Source organism: Acetobacter sp. UBA5411, assembly GCF_002409645.1.
In the GTDB taxonomy this organism is placed as follows: domain Bacteria; phylum Pseudomonadota; class Alphaproteobacteria; order Acetobacterales; family Acetobacteraceae; genus Acetobacter.
This window is the reverse complement of the sequence record NZ_DHNR01000019.1, coordinates 102,018-122,713: the sequence shown is the minus strand read 5'-3', so window position 1 is coordinate 122,713 and position 20,696 is coordinate 102,018. Positions and strand designations below refer to the sequence as shown.

Genomic DNA, 20,696 nt, shown 5'->3' with positions numbered 1-20,696 from the left:
TAAGGATCAGATCAGCGACTTGGCGCGAGCCAGTACAGCCGAGCAGACATTGCCCTGAGCCGGGGCTTCCAGAGATGTAATGGTCGAACGGTTACCGTTGATCAGGAACTCGCCCGATGAACCAATCGCGTAGTCCATGTTGCCATTGTGATCCATGGGAACAGCGTTCGTCTTGGCGTTGATTGCGGCCTGCAGGGAGTCACCGTCATCGTGAGACACCTGATTGGTCTCGACGCAATAGTTCAGCAGACCAGCCACATTGGCAGGGGAAACGGAAGCGACATCCGCCGGAGACGCAACAGCCGTGGGAGCCTTGCCATAAATGGCAGGCAGTTCAGCGGCATGGGCAGACAGTGCGAAGGACGCGGCGCCTGCGACAAAAGACGTCGCGGCAAGGGCGCGAAGGTAGAAACGGGTCATCGAAAGCTCCTGTTGCTTTGCCGGTATGTTGCTTCAATGCAATCTTCGGCGCAACACATGCAAGCGACATAGGCCCATGTCTCACGGGGGAAACAGGCGTTCACAATATCGGGAGGTTTGTGAAACCCCGTTCAGAAAAATCTTTCTGGAGCGGGTGAAGGGAATCGAACCCTCGTATGCAGCTTGGGAAGCTGCCGTTCTACCATTGAACTACACCCGCGTTCCCTGACCTATAATCCGCTCCACTGGGCATGGCAATCACCGCCACAACCCGGCAATGGGACCATCAGAGTTTTGACGGAACTCTCGGTGAGCGCAGCGTCTCTTCGCTCCAGCCGCCTCCGAGCGCACGATAGAAGGTTACGACATTTTCATATCGCGCGACCTGCACCGCCACCCGTGATTGTTCCGCCTGAAGCAGATTTCGCTGCATGACCAGCTGATTGAGATAGGAATCCGTTCCTACAGAATACCGCATCTGCGACAGGCGGTAGGCATCAGCCATCTCGCGAACATAGTCGTCCATCCGACGGCTTTCTTCCAGATAGGTGGAACGTGCGACCAGTGTGTCCGAGACCTCCTTGAAAGCTGTCTGGATCGTCTTTTCGTAGGTTGCCAGCTTGATGTCCCTGCCCGCCTTGGCGGACTCAAGATTGCCCCTGTTCTGCCCCCAGGTGAAAATCGGAATACTGACATTGGGTTGCAGACCCCATGTCGTCGCCGGAGCGGTGAACAGACGGTGGAATAGCAGACTGCTGACGCCGTCAGTCGCCGTCAGTGTGAACTTCGGGAAGAAGGCGGCGCGTGCTGCACCGATGGTAGCGTTTGCCGACAGCAGATCATGCTCGGCGGCGATGATATCCGGACGACGGAACAGAAGATCCGAAGGCAGTCCCGCAGGAATATCCGCCATCAGTGTCTGTTCACCCAGTGGCCGCGCCGGAGGCAGATCGTTCGGAATCGGCGCACCGATCAACAGGGTGATGTTGTTTTCATCCTGCGCCACAAGCCGGGTCTGCTGAGCCTGAAGCTGACGGGCCTGATCCACCTGCGTTTCCGCCTGTCGCACGGTCAGCAGGTTTTCCTCGCCATGATCATAGCGAAGGCGAATGAGTTTGAGATTCTCATTCAGATTGGCAACTGCCTTGTTGGCGATGTCGAGGACTTCCTTGTCGCCCAGCCACGCCAGATAGGCGTTGGCGACCTGCGAGACGATGCTGATACGCACGGAGCGCTCAGTCGCCACCTGTTTCAGAGCGGCTTCGGCCGTCGATTTCGAGAGACTACGGATGCGGCCGAAAACGTCGATCTCATAGGAAGAGAAACCGATACCCGCACTGTAATAGCGGAATGTCGAAATACTCTCACCTACGCCTGGCGCGAAGCTGAAACCGGCAGTCTGAGACGGCGCCATATACATCGCCTGTCCTGACGCTCCGATAGGCGGAAGCAGGGAGGCGTGCTGCACGTCATATTGTGCGGCTGACTGCGCGATGTTTGCCACAGCCACGCGCAGATCGCGGTTTTCACGCATGGCGATGGCAATCAGCGCCTTGAGACGCGGATCAACAAAGAAATCCTCCCAACCGATATCGGACGCAGGAGTTTGCAAAGTATCTCCTGCTTTCTTCATCGGCTCGGCAGGATAGTTACCCGCCACAGGCGCTTTTGGCCGATGATAGGTCGGCTCCATAGTGCAGCCCGCCAGCAATATGCCCGCAAGAGCTATGCTGCCGGAACGGGAGACCACTCCACTACGGACGCGAGAAAGAACGCTCATTATGTCGCCTCCGGCGTGGCGGTGGGAGGAAGTCTGTCATCGTCACGGCGTTCCGACAGGCGACGCACCCTGAACAGGCGCAGCACCAGAACGAAGAACAGTGGCACAAAGAAAATGGCGAGGAAGGTCGCGGTCAACATACCGCCGACCACGCTGATACCGATGGCCTGACGGGCGGCGGAACCGGCACCCGAGGCGATGGCCAGCGGAAGCACACCCAGCACGAAGGCGATCGACGTCATCAGGATCGGACGCAGTCGCTCGCGCCCGGCATTGATCACGGCTTCTTCCAGTGTCTGTCCTGCCTCGAAGTTTGCCTTGGCGAATTCGACGATCAGAATGGCGTTCTTGACCGCCAGCCCAACCGTGGTGAGCAGGCCAACCTGGAAATAGACGTCATTGTCGCGGTTACACCACAGTGTTGCGGCAATGGCGCCAAGCACACCTAGCGGAATGACCAGAATCACCGCAAACGGGATAGCCCAGCTTTCATACAGAGCCGCAAGACAGAGCAGGATGACGGTTGCAGCCAGCGCATAGAGTGGACCTGTCGAAGAGCCTGCCGCCATCTGCTCGAAGGACAGACCGGTCCACTCATAACCGATGCCGGGCGGCAGATCGTTCAGGATCTGCGTAATTGCGGCAATGGCGTCACCGGAGCTGTAACCGACCGCAGGCTGACCGAGAATTTCAAAGGCGTTCAGGCCGTTATAGTTCTCCACCTTCTGCGGCCCGACAATCCAGCTCCCGCTGACAACAGCATTGAATGGAACCATCGTGCCGCCCGTGTTGCGCAGGTACCAGGCGTCAAGATCGACCGGCACCATGCGTGAGGACGGCATGCCCTGAATATAGACCTGCTTCACACGGTCATCGCGCATGAACTGGTTCACATAGATCGAACCCAGTGCGCCGTTGACCAGCGTGTTGATGTCCGCAACCGAGACACCGAGTGCGTTGGCTTTTTCACGGTCAATATCAAGATGATATTGCGGCGCGTCTTCCATGCCATTCGGACGGACAGCCATCAGGCGCTTGTCCTGTGCGGCGCGTCCGAGAACCATGTTACGGGCCGCAAGAAGCTGGTCATGTCCAACATGGCCACGATCTTCCAGCTCAAGGTCGAAGCCGGACGCATTGCCCAGTTCAAGCACGGCAGGCGGGTTAATGGCGAAGATCTGTGCCTCCGGGTCGCCCCAGAAATGCATCATGATCCGCCCGGCGACAGCAGCCGCGCCCTGCCCGGCTCCCGTGCGTTCATCCCAAGGCTTCAGCTTGATGAAGAATGCACCGGCGCTCTGCCCCTGCCCTGCAAAGTTGAATCCATTCATCACATAGACAGATTCAACATTCGCAGCCTCGGTCTTGAGAATGTAATCCGAGACCTTCTTGGTGACTTTGGCGGTCTGTTCCTGCGTCGCTCCTGCAGGCGTCGTCACCTGCCCGAAGATCAGGCCCTGATCCTCGTCAGGAAGGAAGCCGCCCGGCAGGCGCATGAACAGAAAGACCGCGCAGGCCGTGATGCCGAGAAAACCGAGCATCGACAGGAACCGATGTCCGATGATGAGATTGACCCCACGCAGATAACCATGAGTCAGGTGGGCAAAGGAACGATTGAACCAGCCCGCCAGCCCCTTGGTCTTTTCATGTTCGCCGGGTTTAAGCATCGTCGCGCACAAGGCTGGCGTCATGATCATCGCCACCAGTACGGACAGCCACATGGCGGCGCAGATGGTGATGGAGAACTGGCGATAGATCACGCCCGTCGAACCAGTGAACGCCGCCATCGGCAGGAACACAGCCGTCAGCACCAGCACGATACCGATCAGCGCGCCGGAGATTTCATCCATCGACACACGGGCCGCTTCTCTCGGAGAGAGATTTTTCTCGTGCATCACGCGCTCGACGTTTTCGACCACGACGATGGCGTCATCCACCAGCAGGCCGACGGCCAGCACCATCGCCAGCATGGTCAACGTATTGATCGAGAACCCCAGAGCCGACAGGAAGCCGAACGTGCCGAGCAACACGACAGGCACAGCGATGGTCGGGATCAGCGTGGCGCGGAAGTTCTGGAGGAATACCAGCATCACAAGGAAGACCAGCCCGATCGCTTCAGCAAGCGTAATGACCACTTCATGGATGGACAGGACGATGAACGGCTCGGTGTCGAGCGGGTAGAAGGTCTTCAGCCCGGGCGGATAGAACTTCTCCAGCCGCTTCACTTCCTCTCGCACGGCGGCTTCGGTCGTCAGCTGGTTCGCACCGGGCGTCAGCTTCAGCGCCATACCGGCGGCTGGATGGCCATTATAAAGCGAGTTGAAGTTGTAGCTCTGCGCGCCGAATTCCACCTTGGCGACATCACCGATACGGACCTGTGAGCCGTTGGGCATCACCTTGAGCAGGATCTTGCGGAACTCGTCCGGGGCCGTCAGTCGTGTCGGACCAATGATGGTCGCATCCAGACTGGCGCCGGGAACCGCCGGAAGACCGCCCAGTTCACCTGACGACACCTGAATGTTCTGGCTCTGGATCGCCGCCTGCACATCGCCAACAGTCAGGCCGTAGCTGTAGAGCTTGCGCGGATCGAGCCAGATACGCATGGCGTATTCCGAACCGAACAGCGTGTGATCACCCACGCCGGTCACACGCGACAGCGGATCTGACACGTTGGAAGCAACGTAATCGGCAATATCCTGCGCGTTCATGGAGCCGTCGGCGGAGATGAAGCCGATGACCATCATGAAGTTCTTCACGGCCTTGGCGACCGTAAGACCCTGCGCCGTCACTTCCGTCGGCAGTCGCGGCTGGGCAAGCTGCAATTTGTTCTGCACCTGCACCTGAGCAATGTCGGGATTGGTCCCCTGCTCGAAGGTCAGGTCGATTTCCATCTGACCCGAGGCGTAGGACTGCGACGAGATGTATTCGAGATGATCGAGGCCGAACATCTGCTGCAGGATTGGTCGGACGACCGTGTTGTTCACGGTTTCCGCAGAAGCGCCGGGATAGGTCACACTGATGGAGACCTGTGGCGGCGCGATGGACGGATACTGCGCGATCGGCATGCGGAAGATGGCGACACTGCCAATCAGCATGATGATAAGGCCGATGACCCACGCGAAGACCGGCCGGTCAATAAAGAAGCGTGACATGCTGCTCAGTTTTTCCCGGCGTCGGAGGAGGATGCACCAGCAGGCTGGGCGTCTGAAGGCTGGGCATTGGCAGGTTGCGCGTCAGGAGCAGCGGCTTCCTTGAAGGGCGTGACCGTGACCTTGTCGCCCGGATGCACCTTCTGAAGACCGATCACCACAACCCGGTCTCCCGCCTTCAGGCCGGAGTTCACGATCCAGTCACTGTCATGTGTGGAACCGGTTGTGATCGCACGCTGGGCGACCTTGTCATCCTCTCCGACAACCATGACCTGCGGGTCACCATGACTGTTCCGCGTCACAGCCTGCTGGGGCACGAGCAACGCCTGCGGATTGATCCCCTCATCGAGGGTCGCATGCACATACATGCCCGGCAGGAGATATTTCTGCGGATTGGGGAAGACAGCCCGGACTACGATTGTCGCTGTGGCTTCATCCACATTGACTTCGCTGAACTGCATCTTCCCGGCCTGATCGTAGGTGGAGCCATCTTCCAGCTCCAGCGAGACCGGCACCGAGTTATCCTGATTGGTATGGATCTGACCGCTGGCGACTTCCCGGCGCAGACGCAACAGCGAAATGGCCGGCAGATTGACGTCGACATAGATCGGATCAAGGCGGGTGATGATGGCGAGATTGCTCGACTGACCCGCCTGCACCAGAGCACCGACCGTCAGGATCGTACGTCCGATGCGCCCTGAGATCGGTGCGTTGACGTGGGTATAGCGCAGATTGGTGGCAGCGTTTTCCACCTGCCCCTTCGCGATCAAAATCTGGGCGTCAGCGGAGCGTGAGGCAGCCAGCGCATCGTCATATTCCTGCTTGCTGACAGCGTGCGCCGCTTTCAGCGGACCGTAGCGCTCCAGCTTGGCTCTGGCTGTGACGGCGTTGGCCTGAGCCTGCGCAAGCTGTCCGTTGGCGCTGTCATAGGCGGCCTGATAGATGCTCGGATCGATCTGATAGAGCTGCTGTCCTGCCTGCACGTCCGTTCCCTGCACGAACAGACGTTTCTGGATAACACCGCTCACCTGCGGACGGACCATCGCGATTTCATAGGCTTCCGTGCGCCCCGGAAGCACGGTGCGAATCTGGACTGGTTGAGGCTTCACGGTCAGCACTTCCACCTGCTGTGGTGGAGGCGCGCCCTGCTGCGGGGCCTTCTTGTTACAGGCAGTCAGAACCAGCAGGCTGGCAACCGATGCGCACAGGGCCGGGGCTGAAAAACTACGGACGGGGCTTTTCACGGATACATCCTGCTGATTGTGTGTAGAATAGAATCTGGAACGGCATGATCGGCTCCAGTTCCTTAAAAAAGGAACTATCAGCGAATCTCGGTGCCTCATTGAATAGAAACTACTCAGTTTCCTAACCTGAGGTCAAGCCTGACCTGTCGTTCGTCCAATGGACAGATCCTTCATGAAAGCGCACATGGGGCTGGTTATGAATGTCAAGGAACCTCAGCATTCTTCCTGTCGCGGTCCGGGTCGACCACCCGAGATGGCGGAGTGCGAACGGCGCGAGCGGATACTCTCCGCTGCGGATGAAGCCCTGCGGAGATATGGTTATCAGGCCGTCTCCATGGACAAGGTTGCCCAGTGCTCCGGCATGTCCAAACGCACGCTGTATCAGCAGTTTCCGTCCAAGCAGGATTTATTTCAGTCACTGATCGAAAAACGGCTGTTCTGTTTTTCGCTGTCCATCCGCGAACATGCCCTTACATCCGAAGACGAACTGATCGGACTGCTGGACGATCTGGCGGCTCACCTCACCCGTCCGGAAACCATCGAGCTGATCCGCGCCATCATCGCCAGCGCATCGGAAGCTGAAGATCTGCGCGACATCATGAACAGCCTCAAGCAGTGCGGAAAATCGAACGTCCTTCAGGCATGGCTGCACGCCTACTGCACCCAGCATGGTCATCCCGAGACACGAATAGATCGGAAAGCGCAGCAACTCTTCAGTCTGACCGCCGGAGAACGAATGCTGCATGCCCTATTTAACAAGGAAACTGATGCGGAAGACTCCCGAGCCTGCATTGCTGACGGCGCGCGCCTCTTTCTCGCCGGGCTGCATGCGGAATGGGGGGGAGGCCTCACGCAGCACGCTGAATGACGTGAATTCAGAACGGTGAATTACGTCCGTTCTTTACAGCAGAGCGACAATATCCAAGAATTTTGTCTCAAAATTCACCGGAAAGAGTTTCTGCACCGTAATGATGACGTTGAATCACTTTTGTAAAGTTTTTTAGATTGATTCATCAAGATATACGGCGCTTCCGTTTCATCATGCTTTTCAAAGTTTCTGGAACAGCAATACGAAAAACAACCCTCGCAACCAGAACTGGCCATTTATGTGGCGCACAAAGAGTAAATGCTTCCTTGAATTTTCCTTCGAGTGTCAGCCGTATCGACGCCGATATAAGCGCTTCCTGAAAATCGGAATAACAAGGCCGGCGTTTAATATCCGCATCATTGTGCATGGATTTTTTTATAAAATAAATATCAGAAAAATCAGGTTCATATGGACGATAATAACAGAACTCAAGTAATTTCGCAGATACTGCACTAGCAAACCATATCGCCTCATCTCTCAATAAAATTTCAGAGAGAATATCGTGCGCTTCTTGCAATGTTGATGATGCGTTTATCTCATTTTGTAGTTTTTTTGAAAAATCAATGTCTTCTTTTTTACTCATACGGCGTTGCTCGGAAATAGCAGCCAGTTGTGCCCAGATAGCAAGCTTTCTTCCATTTACAATCGATCGGCTTGAAATGCTTGCCGGATGGACACGGTAATTTCCAAGAATCTCTGGAATGGTATGAAGATTTCCTTCATCACGCAGACGCCAGCATAGATCCACATCCTCACTAACTGATAAATTTCGATAGCCACCAATAGAAAAGAAAGAAGAGCTTCGAATCAACAACATTGGCTGTAACAAATACGGTTCTTTTGATGGCAAAGAATATGGATCGCTTTCGTCTATTTTTTTCATTGTTGTAATTTTCCCGATTGGACATCCTGCTTCATCTATCTGGCAAGCTCGGGAACTGACCGCTGCAAAAGATGGATTTTCTAGCAAAAAATTCAATTGTTTCTCGAAACGCTCTGGGTACGAGATATCATCTCCATCATGCCTTGCGATAAAATCGGCAGTAACTTCCTTTGTTCCGGCCTTTAATGCATCAATGATGCCCATATTCTCTTGTCGTATAACGATTATTCTGGGGTCATCCTCAGAAAATTTCTGAATTATTTCCGATGTCCCGTCAGTGGATCCATCATCAACGATGATGATCCGAATATCTTCTATTGTCTGATTTTGTATACTTTTTAGTGTTTCTGAAATATATTTAGAACAATTATACACAGTCATTAAAACGTCAATTTTTGCCACATCATAACTCCCAGAACCATATAAAAATGTATCGTTCCGATTTGTCTTTAACAACCACAATTCAAACCATACTTGCTCGTTCTCTTTTTATAGAAGAGAGGAAACATAGTTGTAGAATCATTATGAAACTTTTCAGAACCACCCAAGCGAGTATTAAAAATGGCACATCGCCCTTTTATGTCTCAGGCTGTCAAATGCTTTGACTGGTGAGGAAAGTGTAAAGATTATCCAATATATCGAAGCTCTAAACCGGCGCAAAATCGAAGATAATGTCCCGTTACATCTTTGCAAGGAGAGTCCATGCTGCGTCTGGAAATGACCTGACTGAAAACGCCAATATGTTGTGCTTTTCTGGCTGATACTGAAGAGCGAAACAAGAAAGGGGTAAAGGCAGCACCCTCTCCTGACTGCTCATAATTAGACCCGGATGTTTTTCCTACACACGTTGAAATAGACTTTCTTTCCTGCCCGGCCTTTATTTCCCCATGATTTGAGGAGCATGAGAGAAACCGGCTCAACAACCGGAGATTCGTCTGTGCGTCGTCTTGCTTTCGTTGCCCTCGGTGTGGCCGGTCTGAGCGCCGCAGTCTGCGGCGGTGGTTTCCTCGCTCTCTCCCACCTTGATCTCGCTGCACTCGCAACCAGAAAGCTGACCAAGGCTACAGGACGCACAGTGCATATCGGCAGTACGCACATCTCGCCGGGCCGCTGGGTGACCATTGATGTTGATGATCTGAGCATCGCCAATATTCCGAATGGCAGCAGACCAGAGATGATCAAGCTCGGCCATCTGCATACACAGGTGCGTCTGATGTCATTGCTGCATGGCCCGACGGAAACCCGCGATCTCGTGCTGACCCGTTTTTCCGGTCTCTTCGAACGCACCGCGGACCGCACACCGAACTGGCGGTTCGGGCCCCCATCCAAGCCCGAAAACAGGCCGGAAAAAAAGAAAAACTCAGCGCCAGACTGGAGCTGGTTTCCCGGCATCCGACACGCGGTCATCAAAGACAGCGAGATCATCTACCGTTCCGCCAACGGCCATTCCTATCGCACCAATCTCGACGCCGTGACGCTCTTTTCAACGAGCGATAACAGTCCTTTCGAAATGACCGTTGCCGGTGGCTACAATGGCACACCCATCGCGCTTACGGCCCATCTTGGTCCGCTGACTGTCCTGCGTGAGGCCGGAAAACCCTACCCGACCAACCTGCACGCCAAATCTGGGGATCTGACGCTCGATCTGGACGGCACCATGACCGATCTGTTCGATTTTGATGGCATCGACGGAAAACTGACCCTCCGCACACCCACATCCGCGCCACTGATGGCGATTGCGGGCGTATCGCCTGACAGTTTTCATATGACTGTCAATCTGGAAGGACATTTCACGCACAAGGGCGATGTGTGGACAATAACCCGGGCCACAGGCCTCCTGCGCGACAACCCCATTGAAAACGCTGACATCACTTTCACCGAGGGCAAATCCGGTTCACCTGACGAGATTGTCGGCGATGTGGCGTTCGCCAGACTTGATCTGAACGGCCTTCAGTCAGCCACACAGAGCAACGGGAAATCCGGACAGCACGTCACAGACATCCCGCTGGTCGCCCCTGCCCGTCCCGATCCGCTGTTCAACGTCAAACTCTCGTCACGCTCCGTGCGCTACAATGATCTTGTCTTTTCTGACGCAAGTCTTGCGGCAAGCCAGCAGCCCGGCCGGATTGACGTTTCTACGCTGCAACTCGGCTGGATGAAGGCGTCGCTGCACGCTTCCGGAGAGATTGTCACCCATCCGCGCGGCTCCTCCCTGCACGCAATGGTGGATGTGAGCAAAGCCGATATCGATACATTCCGTAGGCAGGCAGGCCTTGCGCCCGTGCCGGTCACCGGCACGCTGTCCTTCCGTGTGAAAGCAAGCGCCGAAGGAGTGCACACGCTGAACGAGGCGTCGCGGAACGCGGATATTCAGGCTGTCGTCGGCATGAATAGCGGTCAGATCAGCAAGGAAGTCATCGGCATCGCCTCGAGCAATATCGGCACATTGTTTGGCACAATGAAAGGCACGACACCTGTGACATGCCTGCTGGGGGCTCTGAAAATGAGCCGTGGTGAAGGCGCAGTCGTGCCTCTGCGGATCTACACACCAGCCGGCTCCATTGTCGGAGAAGCACTCTTCGACCTCAACCGACGCTGGTTCGAACTCGCCTTCCAGAGCCGGGCGGTCGCCTCTCTGGCGCTGGACATCCCCATTCGCGTGAGCGGGCCGTTCAACAGTCCGTCCATCGGCCTCGCCGGGTGGTCCGCACGAGGACGCGCCCTCCTGAAAGACGCGCAGACCATCAACACGCTTCCCACCGAAATGGCGTCCTTCACGCCGGGCCGGGCCTGTCTGAGTGTGCTGAAGTGAAGCGGAGCCATTCCAGAGCCCCTGTTGACGGGACGCCGTTTTTTCCGCGATAACCTTTGCCTCCCCTTCAGGGGGCCTCGTGATTTGTATGGCCGGCTTGCGGCGAGGTAAAAAAAACGCGCTAAAGAGGCTCTGGCGGGATCCACGCCGCCAGGTTTCCACGGTCGAAGCCCCGTGCAGAGAGGCAGGGTCCGCGTGATCCGGCGTTTCTGCTGCGGACAGAACGGAACCGAGACCGAGCATGACTGACACGTCCATCAAAACAACGTCTCCCGAAGTTGCCGCCACATGGCGCACCGCTACCCGTCTGATTCACGGCGAGGTCGAGCGCACCCCTTACGGTGAGACGAGTGAAGCGCTTTTCCTGACCTCGGGCTTTGCCTACGACAGCGCCGAGCAGGCCGCCGCTACCTTCACGGGTGAAGCGGTGCATTATCAGTACAGCCGCTTCGGCAACCCCACAGTCGATGCGCTACAGCGTCGCCTCGCCGATCTGGAAGGCGCGGAAGCCTGCGTCTGCACGGCGACCGGCATGGGCGCTGTCTCCTCCGCTCTTCTGGCGCAGGTGAAGGCTGGCGATCGCGTTGTCGCATCCCGTGCCCTGTTCGGCTCCTGCCACTGGATTGTCGCCAATCTGCTGCCGCAATATGGCGTGGAGACCGTCTTTGTTGACGGTGGCGATCTCAAGGCGTGGGATGAAGCTTTCAGCAAGCCGACCGCTGCCGTGCTGCTGGAAAGCCCATCCAACCCGATGCTGGACGTGCTGGATATCGCCGCCATCGCCGAGCGGGCACACAAGGCCGGAGCCATTGTTATCGTTGATAACGTGTTCGCCTCGCCTGTCTATCAGAAGCCGCTGGAACTGGGCGCTGATGTGGTGGTGTATTCCTGCACCAAGCATATCGACGGTCAGGGCCGCGTGCTCGGTGGGGCTATTCTGGGCCGCAAGGACTGGATCAACGACACGGTGCTGCCCTTCACGCGCAACACAGGCAACGCCCTTTCGCCGTTCAACGCATGGGTCATGCTGAAAGGTCTTGAGACGCTCAACCTTCGTGTGGACGCCATGACCCGCAATGCCGCCGCTGTAGCCGACTGGCTCGCCAGTGCGCCGGGCATTGTCAGCGTGCGCTATCCGGGCCGCAAGGACCATCCGCAGCACGAACTGGCCGCCCGCCAGATGAGCGGTTTCGGCTCGCTGATCGCCTTTGAGGTTGCTGGTGGTCAGGAAGGCGCGTTCGCATTCCTCAACGCCCTGCGCATCGTTCTAATCTCGAACAACCTTGGTGACGCCCGTTCGCTGGCGACCCACCCGGCGACGACGACCCACATGAAGATCGGTCCCGAAGAGCGTGCGCGTCTCGGCATTGCTGACGGCGCCATCCGTCTCTCGGTTGGTCTGGAAGATTCCGCCGATCTTATCGACGATCTTGCCCGCGGCGTTGCGGCCCTGAAAAGCCGCGGCTTCGCTAACTGAACAAGGGAGTTCCCGATCATGTCCTCGAGGCCGCCCATGCCGCCCAAGCTGTTCGAAGACCCTGAAGCGGCCTTGAACGAAGCCATTGCGGCATTGCCGTCCTACGAGGCCACGACGGACAATATCCGGATTGTCGTTCGGGCTTTCTGGCTCGACGATCAGTCCCAGCCAGACGAACATTCCTACTGCTGGGGCTACCGTATCCGCATCGAGAATCATGGACCGAACACGGTCCAACTTCTGGAGCGGTCATGGGAAATCATTGACGCCAACGGACATATCGATCGCGTTCGCGGCGAAGGTGTGGTCGGCGAACAACCCATCCTCGAACCCGGTGGCGGTTTTGAATACACCTCCGGCGCGTCTCTCGACACGCCAAGCGGCATCATGCGTGGCTTCTTTCACATGGTGGAAGAGCCGGGCAGACGCCTTTTCGATGTGCGCATTCCGGCCTTCAGCCTCGACAGTCCCTATCAGCCGAGCATGCTACACTGATTTTTCCTCGAATTTTCCGCTATGACCCGGTCGCCATGCGATCCGATGGCACGCGCTCACCTTCCCAACAGAGATCGACCTGATGACCAATCCTCTTACGCCTGTCCGCCCTTCCCGCGAGGAAGCCGAGGAGGCCGTCCGGGTAATGCTGCGCTGGGCCGGTGAAGATCCGGCACGTGAAGGGCTGCTGGACACGCCGTCCCGCGTCGTCCGTTCCTACGAAGAGTTTTTCGAAGGCTATGCGGTCAATCCGGAAGAATTGCTCCAGCGCACCTTCTCGGAAGTCGATGATTATGACGAGATCGTCCTGCTGCGTGACATCCGTCTTGAGAGTCATTGCGAGCACCACATGGTGCCGATCATCGGTCGTGCACACGTTGCTTACCTCCCCCGCAAGCGGGTTGTCGGCATTTCCAAACTCGCCCGCGTGGTGGAAGCATATTCCCGGCGTTTCCAGATTCAGGAGCGTCTGACATCCCAGATCGCCAACACGATTGACAGTGTTCTTGAGCCCTACGGCACGGCGGTCATCATCGAAGCCGGACACCAGTGCATGACCACGCGCGGCGTGCATCGTCCCGGCGTATCCATGGTGACCAGCCGCATGCTGGGCGTTTTCCGTGACAACTCGGATACCCGCCGGGAGCTGCTGTCCATGCTGAACCGTCCAGGCATGAATGACTTTTCTGCATGATTGACTGACCTGAAGGCATGATGTGCTTTCAGGTCACATTTTTTTAAGTCTGTCGGGCGAACGTAGGGTTCATGACCTCCTCGCCCGCTCCCCACTCCGATAATACAATTTTTTTCTCCGATGCCGGCACGCAGCTACAGCGTGAAGGACGGCTTCTGGAAGCAGAAGCTGTCTACCGAAAACGGATTGGCGAAGAGCCGCGAGACGCGCTGACGCTCAGTAATTACGGCGGCCTGCTGATCGGTATCTGCCGTTTCGAACCTGCGCTTGAGGTTCTGAGTCGCGCCGTTGCTCTGGCTCCGCAGCTTGCCGACGCCTGGTGTAATCTGGGCAACGCCCTGCAATCACAGCAACGCTATGACGAGGCGATTGCCGCTTATTCAAAGTGTCTGAGCATCAGCTTGGAACACCCTCTGGCGGCCACTAACCTCGGGGTCGCTCTGGATAGCCACCGGGGCCAGCACGAGATGGCTCAGAAGTTTCACCGGGTTGCCGTGGAACTGGCTGCTGACAGCCCCGAAGCCCATACAAACTACGCCCTCTCGCTGCTGGCTCAGGGTAATTACCCTGAGGGATTCGCCGAGTATGAGTGGCGCTGGAAGATCAGGACGGCACGTCACCATGGTTTTGACGTCCCTCTGTGGCGAGGGGAACGGTTCGACGGCAAAAGACTGCTGATTCACACCGAGGGCGGGTTTGGCGACGTCCTGCAGTTTTCCCGTTTCATTCCGCTGGCTGCAAAACTTGGCGGAACGGTCGTCGTACGGGTTCGACCCGAACTGCAGGGTCTGCTGGCCCGCTCTTTTCCGCAGGCCCGCTTTGTCAGCGAAAAAGATCCGGCCCCTGCGCATGACCTCCAGTGCCCGGTTCTCAGTCTGCCGCTTGCGCTGAATATGACGCTTGATACGCTGCCTTCACCGGAAGGTTTTCTGAAACCCGACCCCGAAAAAGTCCGGAAGTGGGCGCAGCACATACAGAAGGACACTCCTGCCGGTCATCCTCTTAAAATCGGCCTTGTCTGGGCTGGTGCGCCACATAGTGAAATTCGGGAAGCAGAAGTCGCTGACAGACGCCGCTCCACCACACTGGCAGCCCTCGCTCCTTTGGCCAACAGTGCTCCAGACCCCGTTTTCTTCAGCTTGCAGGTTGGTGAGCAATCATCTCAGACCCGCACGCCGCCCACAGGCATGAAACTGATTGATTACACTGACGAGTTGCACGATTTCGGAGATACAGCCGCGCTGATCGCCAATCTGGATCTGGTGATCGCAGTCGATACGTCCACCGCGCATGTTGCGGCAGGGATCGGCAAGCCTGTCTGGCTATTGTCACGTTATGATCAATGCTGGCGCTGGCTTTCCAACCGCACGGACTCACCGTGGTACACGAGTGTGCGGATCTACCAGCAGGACAAACCACTCGACTGGTCCGGCCCTGTGGCACAGATGGCAAAAGATCTGAAAATATTGGAAAAACAGCATCAGTCAGAGAAGATGCCCGAAAGAACCGACGCCTGACTGAGACCGGTCCCGGTGCAAGACAACCGGGACCGTCCTTGCCAGCTCAGATATCGAGCATTTCCACTGACTGGGACTGGGCGTGTTCCTGAATAAACGCGAAACGCAGTTCCGGCTTGCGCCCCATCAGACTTTCCACACGCTCCCGCGTCTCCAGTCTGTCGTCCGAATGAATCACCACGCGCAGCAGGGTGCGTCGCTTTGGATCCATGGTCGTCTCCTTGAGATCTTTCGGCGGCATTTCGCCAAGACCTTTAAAGCGTGAGACTTCCACTTTCGCATTCGCCTTGAAATCGGTCCTGATCTTCCGGTCCTTGTCGGCGTCATCCATCGCGTAAACCGTCTTGGCGCCATGCGTCAGGCGGTAGAGTGGCGGCTGGGCGAGATAGAGACGTCCAGCGCGGACCAGTTCAGGCAGTTCGCGGTAGAAGAATGTCATGAGTAGGGACGCAATGTGCGCACCGTCCACATCAGCATCGGTCATGATGATGACACGTCCGTAGCGCAGCCTCGTCAGATCGAAGCGATCCCCGGTTCCGCAACCCAGCGCTTCGACCAGATCACTCAGTTCCTGATTGCCACGCAGCTTTTCACTCGTGGCACTAGCGACGTTGAGGATTTTACCACGCAGCGGCAACACTGCCTGTGTCTCACGATTACGCGCCTGCTTCGCTGATCCGCCAGCCGAGTCACCCTCCACGAGAAAAATCTCGGTTTCCTCGGCTTTCTCGCGCGTGCAGTCCGTCAGCTTGCCGGGCAGACGCAAACGCCGCGTGGCGCTCTTGCGCGGCGTATCTTTCTGCTCCCGACGACGCAGACGATCCTCCGCGCGCTCGACGACAAACGCCAGTAGCGAGTCAGCCTGTGTCGGATTGCCTGACAGCCAGTGATCGAACCGATCACGCAGCGCAGTCTCGACAAGTTTCGACGCCTCGGCACTGGTCAGCTTTTCCTTGGTCTGCCCCTGAAACTGCGGATCACGGACAAAAGCGGAAAGCTGAATGGCGGTGCAGCCGAGAATATCTTCAGCAGTGACAATGCTCGCCCGCTTGTTGGATCGCTGATCGCCCCAGGCGCGAAACCCCTTGACTAGTGCCGCCCGACAACCTGCCTCATGCGTGCCGCCGAGCGGCGTCGGAATGGTGTTGCAGAATGACGCGAAGCTGGCCGTGCCGGATTCGAGAAAGGCGATCGCCCACTCAACCCTGCCGCCAGACACACCATTGGTTTCAGGAAGCTCGGCGTCACCGGACCAGATCGGAGCCAGCAGAGGCGCATTTTTGCCGAGTTCGTCAGCCAGACTGTCGGCCAGACCGCCGGGGAAATGCAGAACCGCTTCAGCAGGTGTTTCATCACCCGCCTTGATCAGGGACGGATCGCAATTCCAGCGGATCGTTACTCCACGGAACAGGAAGGCTTTCGAGCGGCACAGCTTGTAGAGACGTGCAGGCTGGAATGCATGTGTTCCAAAAATTTCCGGATCGGGCTGAAAACGTATCTGCGTCCCACGTCGGTTGGGGGCAGCGCCGACCTTTTCTATGGGTGTCTGGGGAATGCCCCGCGCATAGATTTGCCGCCACAGTGTTTTATCGCGGGCGACTTCCACTTCCATGCGGGTCGACAGCGCGTTGACCACGGATGAACCCACACCGTGCAGACCACCGGATGTCGCATAGGACTTGCCCGAGAACTTACCGCCCGCATGCAGCGTCGTGAGAATGACTTCGAGCGCCGAACGGTCAGGAAAACGAGGATGAGGATCGACGGGAATACCACGTCCATTATCCCGCACCGTCAGCCAGTTTTCGGGCTCAAGCGTGACATCAATGGTCGTGGCGTGGCCAGCGACTGCCTCGTCCATCGAGTTATCGAGAATTTCAGCGGCGAGATGATGCAGCGCACCTTCGTCCGTTCCGCCAATATACATGCCGGGACGACGACGGACAGGCTCAAGCCCTTCCAGCACCTCGATGGAGCTGGCGTCATAGTTCTGACCCGACGCGGACGCAGCCTGCTGCGTTTTTTGCGGCGTCGGCTGGGAGGGAGAAGGAGATCCGGTGCCTGAGAAAAGATCGCTCATGCCCGGTTCTGTCTCCCTCTACGGATGATTCGTCAAGAACTCAGATTCTGGACGTTACACCTTGCGTGCTGTGCGACGACGGGTGCGGCTGCGTGTCTGGGTGGTTTTCTCTACGGCAGGCGCCGCACAGGTCTCGAATGTTGCAGGCTGCGTGATGTCTTTTGCCTGAGCATATTTAGAAAGATCATGCTCATCATCCAGAGCGACGACCTCATCGAACATGCCCATGCGCTGATCACAGAATATGGTCCCTGACTGTAGACCCTTTTCGGACTGCACGTTCGCCAGCTGCGTGATGTAGTCGTCATGCTCAACCTGAGCCCGCTTTCCGTATGTCGTGCGGAAGTAGGTGTTCAGGCGCTGCTCCTCGGCCAGAAGCTTCGTACGAAACTTTTCGACAAAGGCGTTGTAACGGTCCTGAGCTTTGCAGGAGAGGGCTGTCACCATCAGTTCGCTTTTGAGTCCCTGCACATCGAAGGCTTCAGCAGCCGGAGAGCCGCTACAGCTTGCGGCAAAGGCCCCGGAGCCAGCGGTGAGACCAAGGGAAACCACACTGGCGATCGCGAGACGGAACAGACCTGTGGACATGAAAAGCCTCTTTGAAAGAGATGGAATATAACGTGCTCAGACGTATGCACCGCCCGCATCCTGATGGCGAGAGGATTCTGAAACCTGTTTCTCAACCTGTCGCCTCAAAACACGGTTTTATCGACATATTATCGTGAAAAAATATCAGGCATATCTGTCATGCGACCATAATACCGCCGTGATTATGGCGTTTCGACGGCATCCGCCTCCTGCATCCGTACAATCGTCCTGTGCCATGCCTTTCAACCGGCAGTCGGATGCTCTAGAGCGGGATGGATTTCATTGCGGTCGGTGGATTCGCCGCCAGTCCGCCCAGTTGTCAACAGCGATAAGCGGAGCCTTTACGTGCGTCTTAAAGTCCTAGCCGTGCCTGTGCTGGCCACCAGCTTTCTGGCCGGATGTAATCATGGTCCGCTTCAGAGCGGTCGTTACGGATCGCCTGATCCATTCGGCTACATGAAAACATCCGCCGTCTGCCAGACCACCAAACCGACGACCGACGCCCAGGGCGATCGTGTAGCCACCATGACTGTCCGCAGCGATGATGGCCGTTGTGTTCTGGCCGTCGCCCCACCCGATGGCGGCGCTTATGCGTCCTTTGGCGTTTCGCCCACGCCTGAGCACGGCAAGGCGTTCCTTTATACGCTCGATGGGCAGACACAGATCGCCTACACGCCGGTCATGGCCTATTCCGGCCCCGACAAATTCTCGGTTGTGCTGATCCGTGGCCCTGGCCAGAAGCGCGACAACCTGACAGTCAACGTCACAGTTGATGCAACAGGTGTGGTCATACCGAAGCCAGCCGTCAGCGCCCCCGACGCCTGAACGCAAGGAAACGCGCAAGGCGACGACGACAACCAAGCGTCGCACGGTAACAAAAGCACGCAAACGCTAAGTCTGCGCGCTTTATTCAAGACCCTAGATGGTTTTCCTGATGTGCTGATTAACAGTGCATCAGGGCGTTATATCGAAAAGGTGATCGGTTCTGTCAGAGGTCGACGCAGACCAGCCGTTTCGGCCTTCCTAACAAGATCATCCAGCGTGATTTCACGCAATCTGGCAGTAATCGCCTCATCTTCTTCACGCCAGAAAGGATCAAGAACCTTCTGGTAGAGATCGCCTGAAGAGCCATCATCGGCCTCGGGATCTGTATTCACGACCGTAGAGACGATTTCCGAAATGGAAATATCGCGTCTCGGACGTCCCAGCCGATATCCTCCCCGTGGCCCTCTGACGCTTTCCAGCAACGATGAGCGGGACAGCATCTGTAGCAGGGGTTCGATACCCCGTCGGACCAGTCCTGCTCTCTGGGCAATGTCCGCTGCATTCACGGTACCGGTCCGCCCCGCATAAAATGCAACATCCAGCATGATCATAACGCCGGTCATTGCACGGTCGCGTCGCAAAAACATTGAGCCTTCCCCAAAGCCATTCGTTCCGCCGACAATTAGCCGACAATCTGCATGATGGCGACATATCCATGCCATGAAAGTGAAAAGCAATGAAAGCAACACTTATCCACATTGCTCTGTCGTGCTATTTCACCAGCATATCCCGATTTGCGGGAAGCGATGTCTGTTCAGGACTTCAGCCAGATCGATTCTCCGTAGCGGCACGGTTCAGCCCCCTGTCCTGCCGGCAGAGAGCGCCAGAAAAGAGGTTATGCAATGGTCTCCCAGACGCCAGCCGACCATATTGATTTCAAGTTTGCCCCTCCTCGTGGACGGATTTTCGATTCCGTTGTGGATGTGGTCGGTGGCACCCCTCTGGTTGGCCTGCCTCGTATGATGGAAGAAGACAGACTTCAGGCCCGCATTTTGCTGAAGCTTGAATTCTTTAACCCTCTCGGGTCAGTGAAGGACCGTATCGGTGCCGCCATGGTGCTGGCGGCAGAAGAACAGGGTCTTATCACGCCCGGAAAGAGCGTTCTGGTTGAACCCACATCCGGCAACACGGGCATCTCTCTTGCATTTGTCGCTGCTTCGCGTGGATATCGCCTGATTGTGACCATGCCGGAGGGCGCGTCCATCGAGCGTCGTAAAATGCTTCGGCTGATGGATGCTCAGGTCGAACTGACCCCTTCCCGCCTCGGTATGGCGGGCGCCATTGCCCGGGCGCAGGAAATCCTCAAAACCACACCTGACGCTTGGATGCCGGGACAGTTCGACAATCCGGCCAACCCACTCGTACATGAGCAGACAACGGCTGAGGAGATCTGGGTCGATACGGCTGGAGCAGTCGACGTCGTCGTCGCTGGCGTCGGAACAGGCGGCACGGCCTCAGGCATTGCGCACGCCCTGAAAAAGAAAAAACTGGGACTTGAGGTTTTTGGTGTCGAACCAGCTGAAAGCGCCATTCTCAATGGCGATGAACCGGGCCCGCACGGCATTCAGGGTATCGGTCCCGGCTTCTGCCCCCGCACGCTCGATGTTGGCGCGCTTGATGGCGTCATGACGGTCTCGGAACGGGAAGCCATCGCCGCTGCTCGGCGCTGTGCCCGTCTGGATGGCATTCCCATTGGCATTTCATCGGGTGCAGCCCTGCATGCTGCGGTCACGCTGGCGCATCAGCCTGAGAACAAGGGCAAGACCATCGTGGCCATCGCTCCTTCTTTTGCCGAACGTTATCTCTCCACATCCCTTTTCAACGGACTGTGAATACGACAACGGGGCCTTCCGGCCCCGTTTTT

Annotated in this window: 16 protein-coding genes, 1 tRNA gene and 1 riboswitch; of the genes, 8 read left to right on the top strand and 9 right to left on the bottom strand. The window is 56.9% G+C overall.

Going from position 1 to position 20,696, the window contains the following annotated elements; genetic code table 11:
• Nucleotides 1-6 precede the first annotated feature (6 nt).
• From B3759_RS05705 to B3759_RS05685, 5 genes are all read right to left on the bottom strand, one after another.
• Nucleotides 7-420, bottom strand: coding sequence for an alcohol dehydrogenase (locus tag B3759_RS05705; RefSeq protein ID WP_291364493.1), 414 nt, complete (start codon nucleotides 418-420; stop codon nucleotides 7-9).
• 146 nt (nucleotides 421-566) lie between these two features.
• A tRNA-Gly gene (locus B3759_RS05700) sits at nucleotides 567-640 on the bottom strand.
• 66 nt (nucleotides 641-706) lie between these two features.
• The gene (locus tag B3759_RS05695; protein ID WP_291364491.1) at nucleotides 707-2,200 is read right to left on the bottom strand and encodes an efflux transporter outer membrane subunit; all 1,494 of its coding nucleotides are present in this window, start codon (nucleotides 2,198-2,200) and stop codon (nucleotides 707-709) included.
• On the bottom strand, nucleotides 2,200-5,352 hold the full coding sequence (locus B3759_RS05690) for an efflux RND transporter permease subunit (RefSeq protein WP_291364489.1): 3,153 nt from the start codon (nucleotides 5,350-5,352) through the stop codon (nucleotides 2,200-2,202). The genes B3759_RS05695 and B3759_RS05690 overlap by 1 nt, the downstream gene beginning before the upstream one ends.
• 5 nt (nucleotides 5,353-5,357) lie before the next feature.
• Nucleotides 5,358-6,593 carry an efflux RND transporter periplasmic adaptor subunit gene (locus tag B3759_RS05685; protein WP_291364487.1) on the bottom strand — a complete coding sequence of 412 codons (1,236 nt, stop codon included), beginning with the start codon at nucleotides 6,591-6,593 and terminating at the stop codon, nucleotides 5,358-5,360.
• A 172-nt stretch (nucleotides 6,594-6,765) separates the two neighbouring features.
• On the opposite strand from B3759_RS05685, the gene B3759_RS05680 reads away from it, so the two are divergent.
• A complete protein-coding gene (locus B3759_RS05680) occupies nucleotides 6,766-7,461 on the top strand; it encodes a TetR/AcrR family transcriptional regulator (RefSeq protein WP_291364485.1) in 696 nt (231 codons plus the stop codon).
• Between the two features lie 145 nt (nucleotides 7,462-7,606).
• On the opposite strand, the gene B3759_RS05675 is transcribed toward B3759_RS05680, so the two are convergent.
• Nucleotides 7,607-8,746, bottom strand: coding sequence for a glycosyltransferase family 2 protein (locus B3759_RS05675; protein ID WP_291364483.1), 1,140 nt, complete (start codon nucleotides 8,744-8,746; stop codon nucleotides 7,607-7,609).
• A 535-nt stretch (nucleotides 8,747-9,281) separates the two neighbouring features.
• On the opposite strand from B3759_RS05675, the gene B3759_RS05670 reads away from it, so the two are divergent.
• The 5 genes from B3759_RS05670 to B3759_RS05650 all read left to right on the top strand — a co-directional run bounded on the left by B3759_RS05670 (nucleotide 9,282) and on the right by B3759_RS05650 (nucleotide 15,339).
• On the top strand, nucleotides 9,282-11,156 hold the full coding sequence (locus B3759_RS05670; RefSeq protein ID WP_291364481.1) for an AsmA family protein: 1,875 nt from the start codon (nucleotides 9,282-9,284) through the stop codon (nucleotides 11,154-11,156).
• 66 nt (nucleotides 11,157-11,222) lie between these two features.
• Nucleotides 11,223-11,302, top strand: a riboswitch (SAM riboswitch).
• A gap of 95 nt (nucleotides 11,303-11,397) precedes the next feature.
• Complete coding sequence (gene metZ, locus B3759_RS05665; RefSeq protein WP_291364479.1) at nucleotides 11,398-12,633, top strand: O-succinylhomoserine sulfhydrylase; 1,236 nt, start codon at nucleotides 11,398-11,400, stop codon at nucleotides 12,631-12,633.
• Between the two features lie 18 nt (nucleotides 12,634-12,651).
• Nucleotides 12,652-13,128: a Co2+/Mg2+ efflux protein ApaG gene (gene apaG, locus B3759_RS05660; protein WP_291364477.1), complete on the top strand. Its 477-nt coding sequence runs from the start codon at nucleotides 12,652-12,654 to the stop codon at nucleotides 13,126-13,128.
• Nucleotides 13,129-13,210: 82 nt separating this feature from the next.
• The gene (gene folE / locus B3759_RS05655; protein ID WP_291364475.1) at nucleotides 13,211-13,822 is read left to right on the top strand and encodes a GTP cyclohydrolase I FolE; all 612 of its coding nucleotides are present in this window, start codon (nucleotides 13,211-13,213) and stop codon (nucleotides 13,820-13,822) included.
• Nucleotides 13,823-13,893: 71 nt separating this feature from the next.
• Nucleotides 13,894-15,339 (top strand): tetratricopeptide repeat-containing glycosyltransferase family protein, encoded by a 1,446-nt coding sequence (locus B3759_RS05650; protein ID WP_291364473.1) that lies wholly within the window; start codon nucleotides 13,894-13,896, stop codon nucleotides 15,337-15,339.
• 46 nt (nucleotides 15,340-15,385) lie between these two features.
• Here B3759_RS05650 and parE read toward each other — a convergent pair whose 3' ends face one another.
• Together parE and B3759_RS05640 are read right to left on the bottom strand one after the other, a co-directional pair.
• Entirely contained in the window at nucleotides 15,386-17,419 is a 2,034-nt protein-coding gene (parE, locus tag B3759_RS05645; RefSeq protein ID WP_291364471.1) for a DNA topoisomerase IV subunit B, read from the bottom strand.
• A 54-nt stretch (nucleotides 17,420-17,473) separates the two neighbouring features.
• Nucleotides 17,474-18,007 (bottom strand): hypothetical protein, encoded by a 534-nt coding sequence (locus tag B3759_RS05640; protein WP_291364469.1) that lies wholly within the window; start codon nucleotides 18,005-18,007, stop codon nucleotides 17,474-17,476.
• A 345-nt stretch (nucleotides 18,008-18,352) separates the two neighbouring features.
• On the opposite strand from B3759_RS05640, the gene B3759_RS05635 reads away from it, so the two are divergent.
• Nucleotides 18,353-18,832: a hypothetical protein gene (locus tag B3759_RS05635; RefSeq protein ID WP_291364467.1), complete on the top strand. Its 480-nt coding sequence runs from the start codon at nucleotides 18,353-18,355 to the stop codon at nucleotides 18,830-18,832.
• A gap of 137 nt (nucleotides 18,833-18,969) precedes the next feature.
• On the opposite strand, the gene B3759_RS05630 is transcribed toward B3759_RS05635, so the two are convergent.
• A complete protein-coding gene (locus tag B3759_RS05630; RefSeq protein ID WP_291364465.1) occupies nucleotides 18,970-19,419 on the bottom strand; it encodes an RrF2 family transcriptional regulator in 450 nt (149 codons plus the stop codon).
• 255 nt (nucleotides 19,420-19,674) lie between these two features.
• On the opposite strand from B3759_RS05630, the gene cysK reads away from it, so the two are divergent.
• Nucleotides 19,675-20,664, top strand: coding sequence for a cysteine synthase A (gene cysK, locus B3759_RS05625; RefSeq protein ID WP_291364463.1), 990 nt, complete (start codon nucleotides 19,675-19,677; stop codon nucleotides 20,662-20,664).
• The last annotated feature ends 32 nt before the right edge of the window (nucleotides 20,665-20,696 follow it).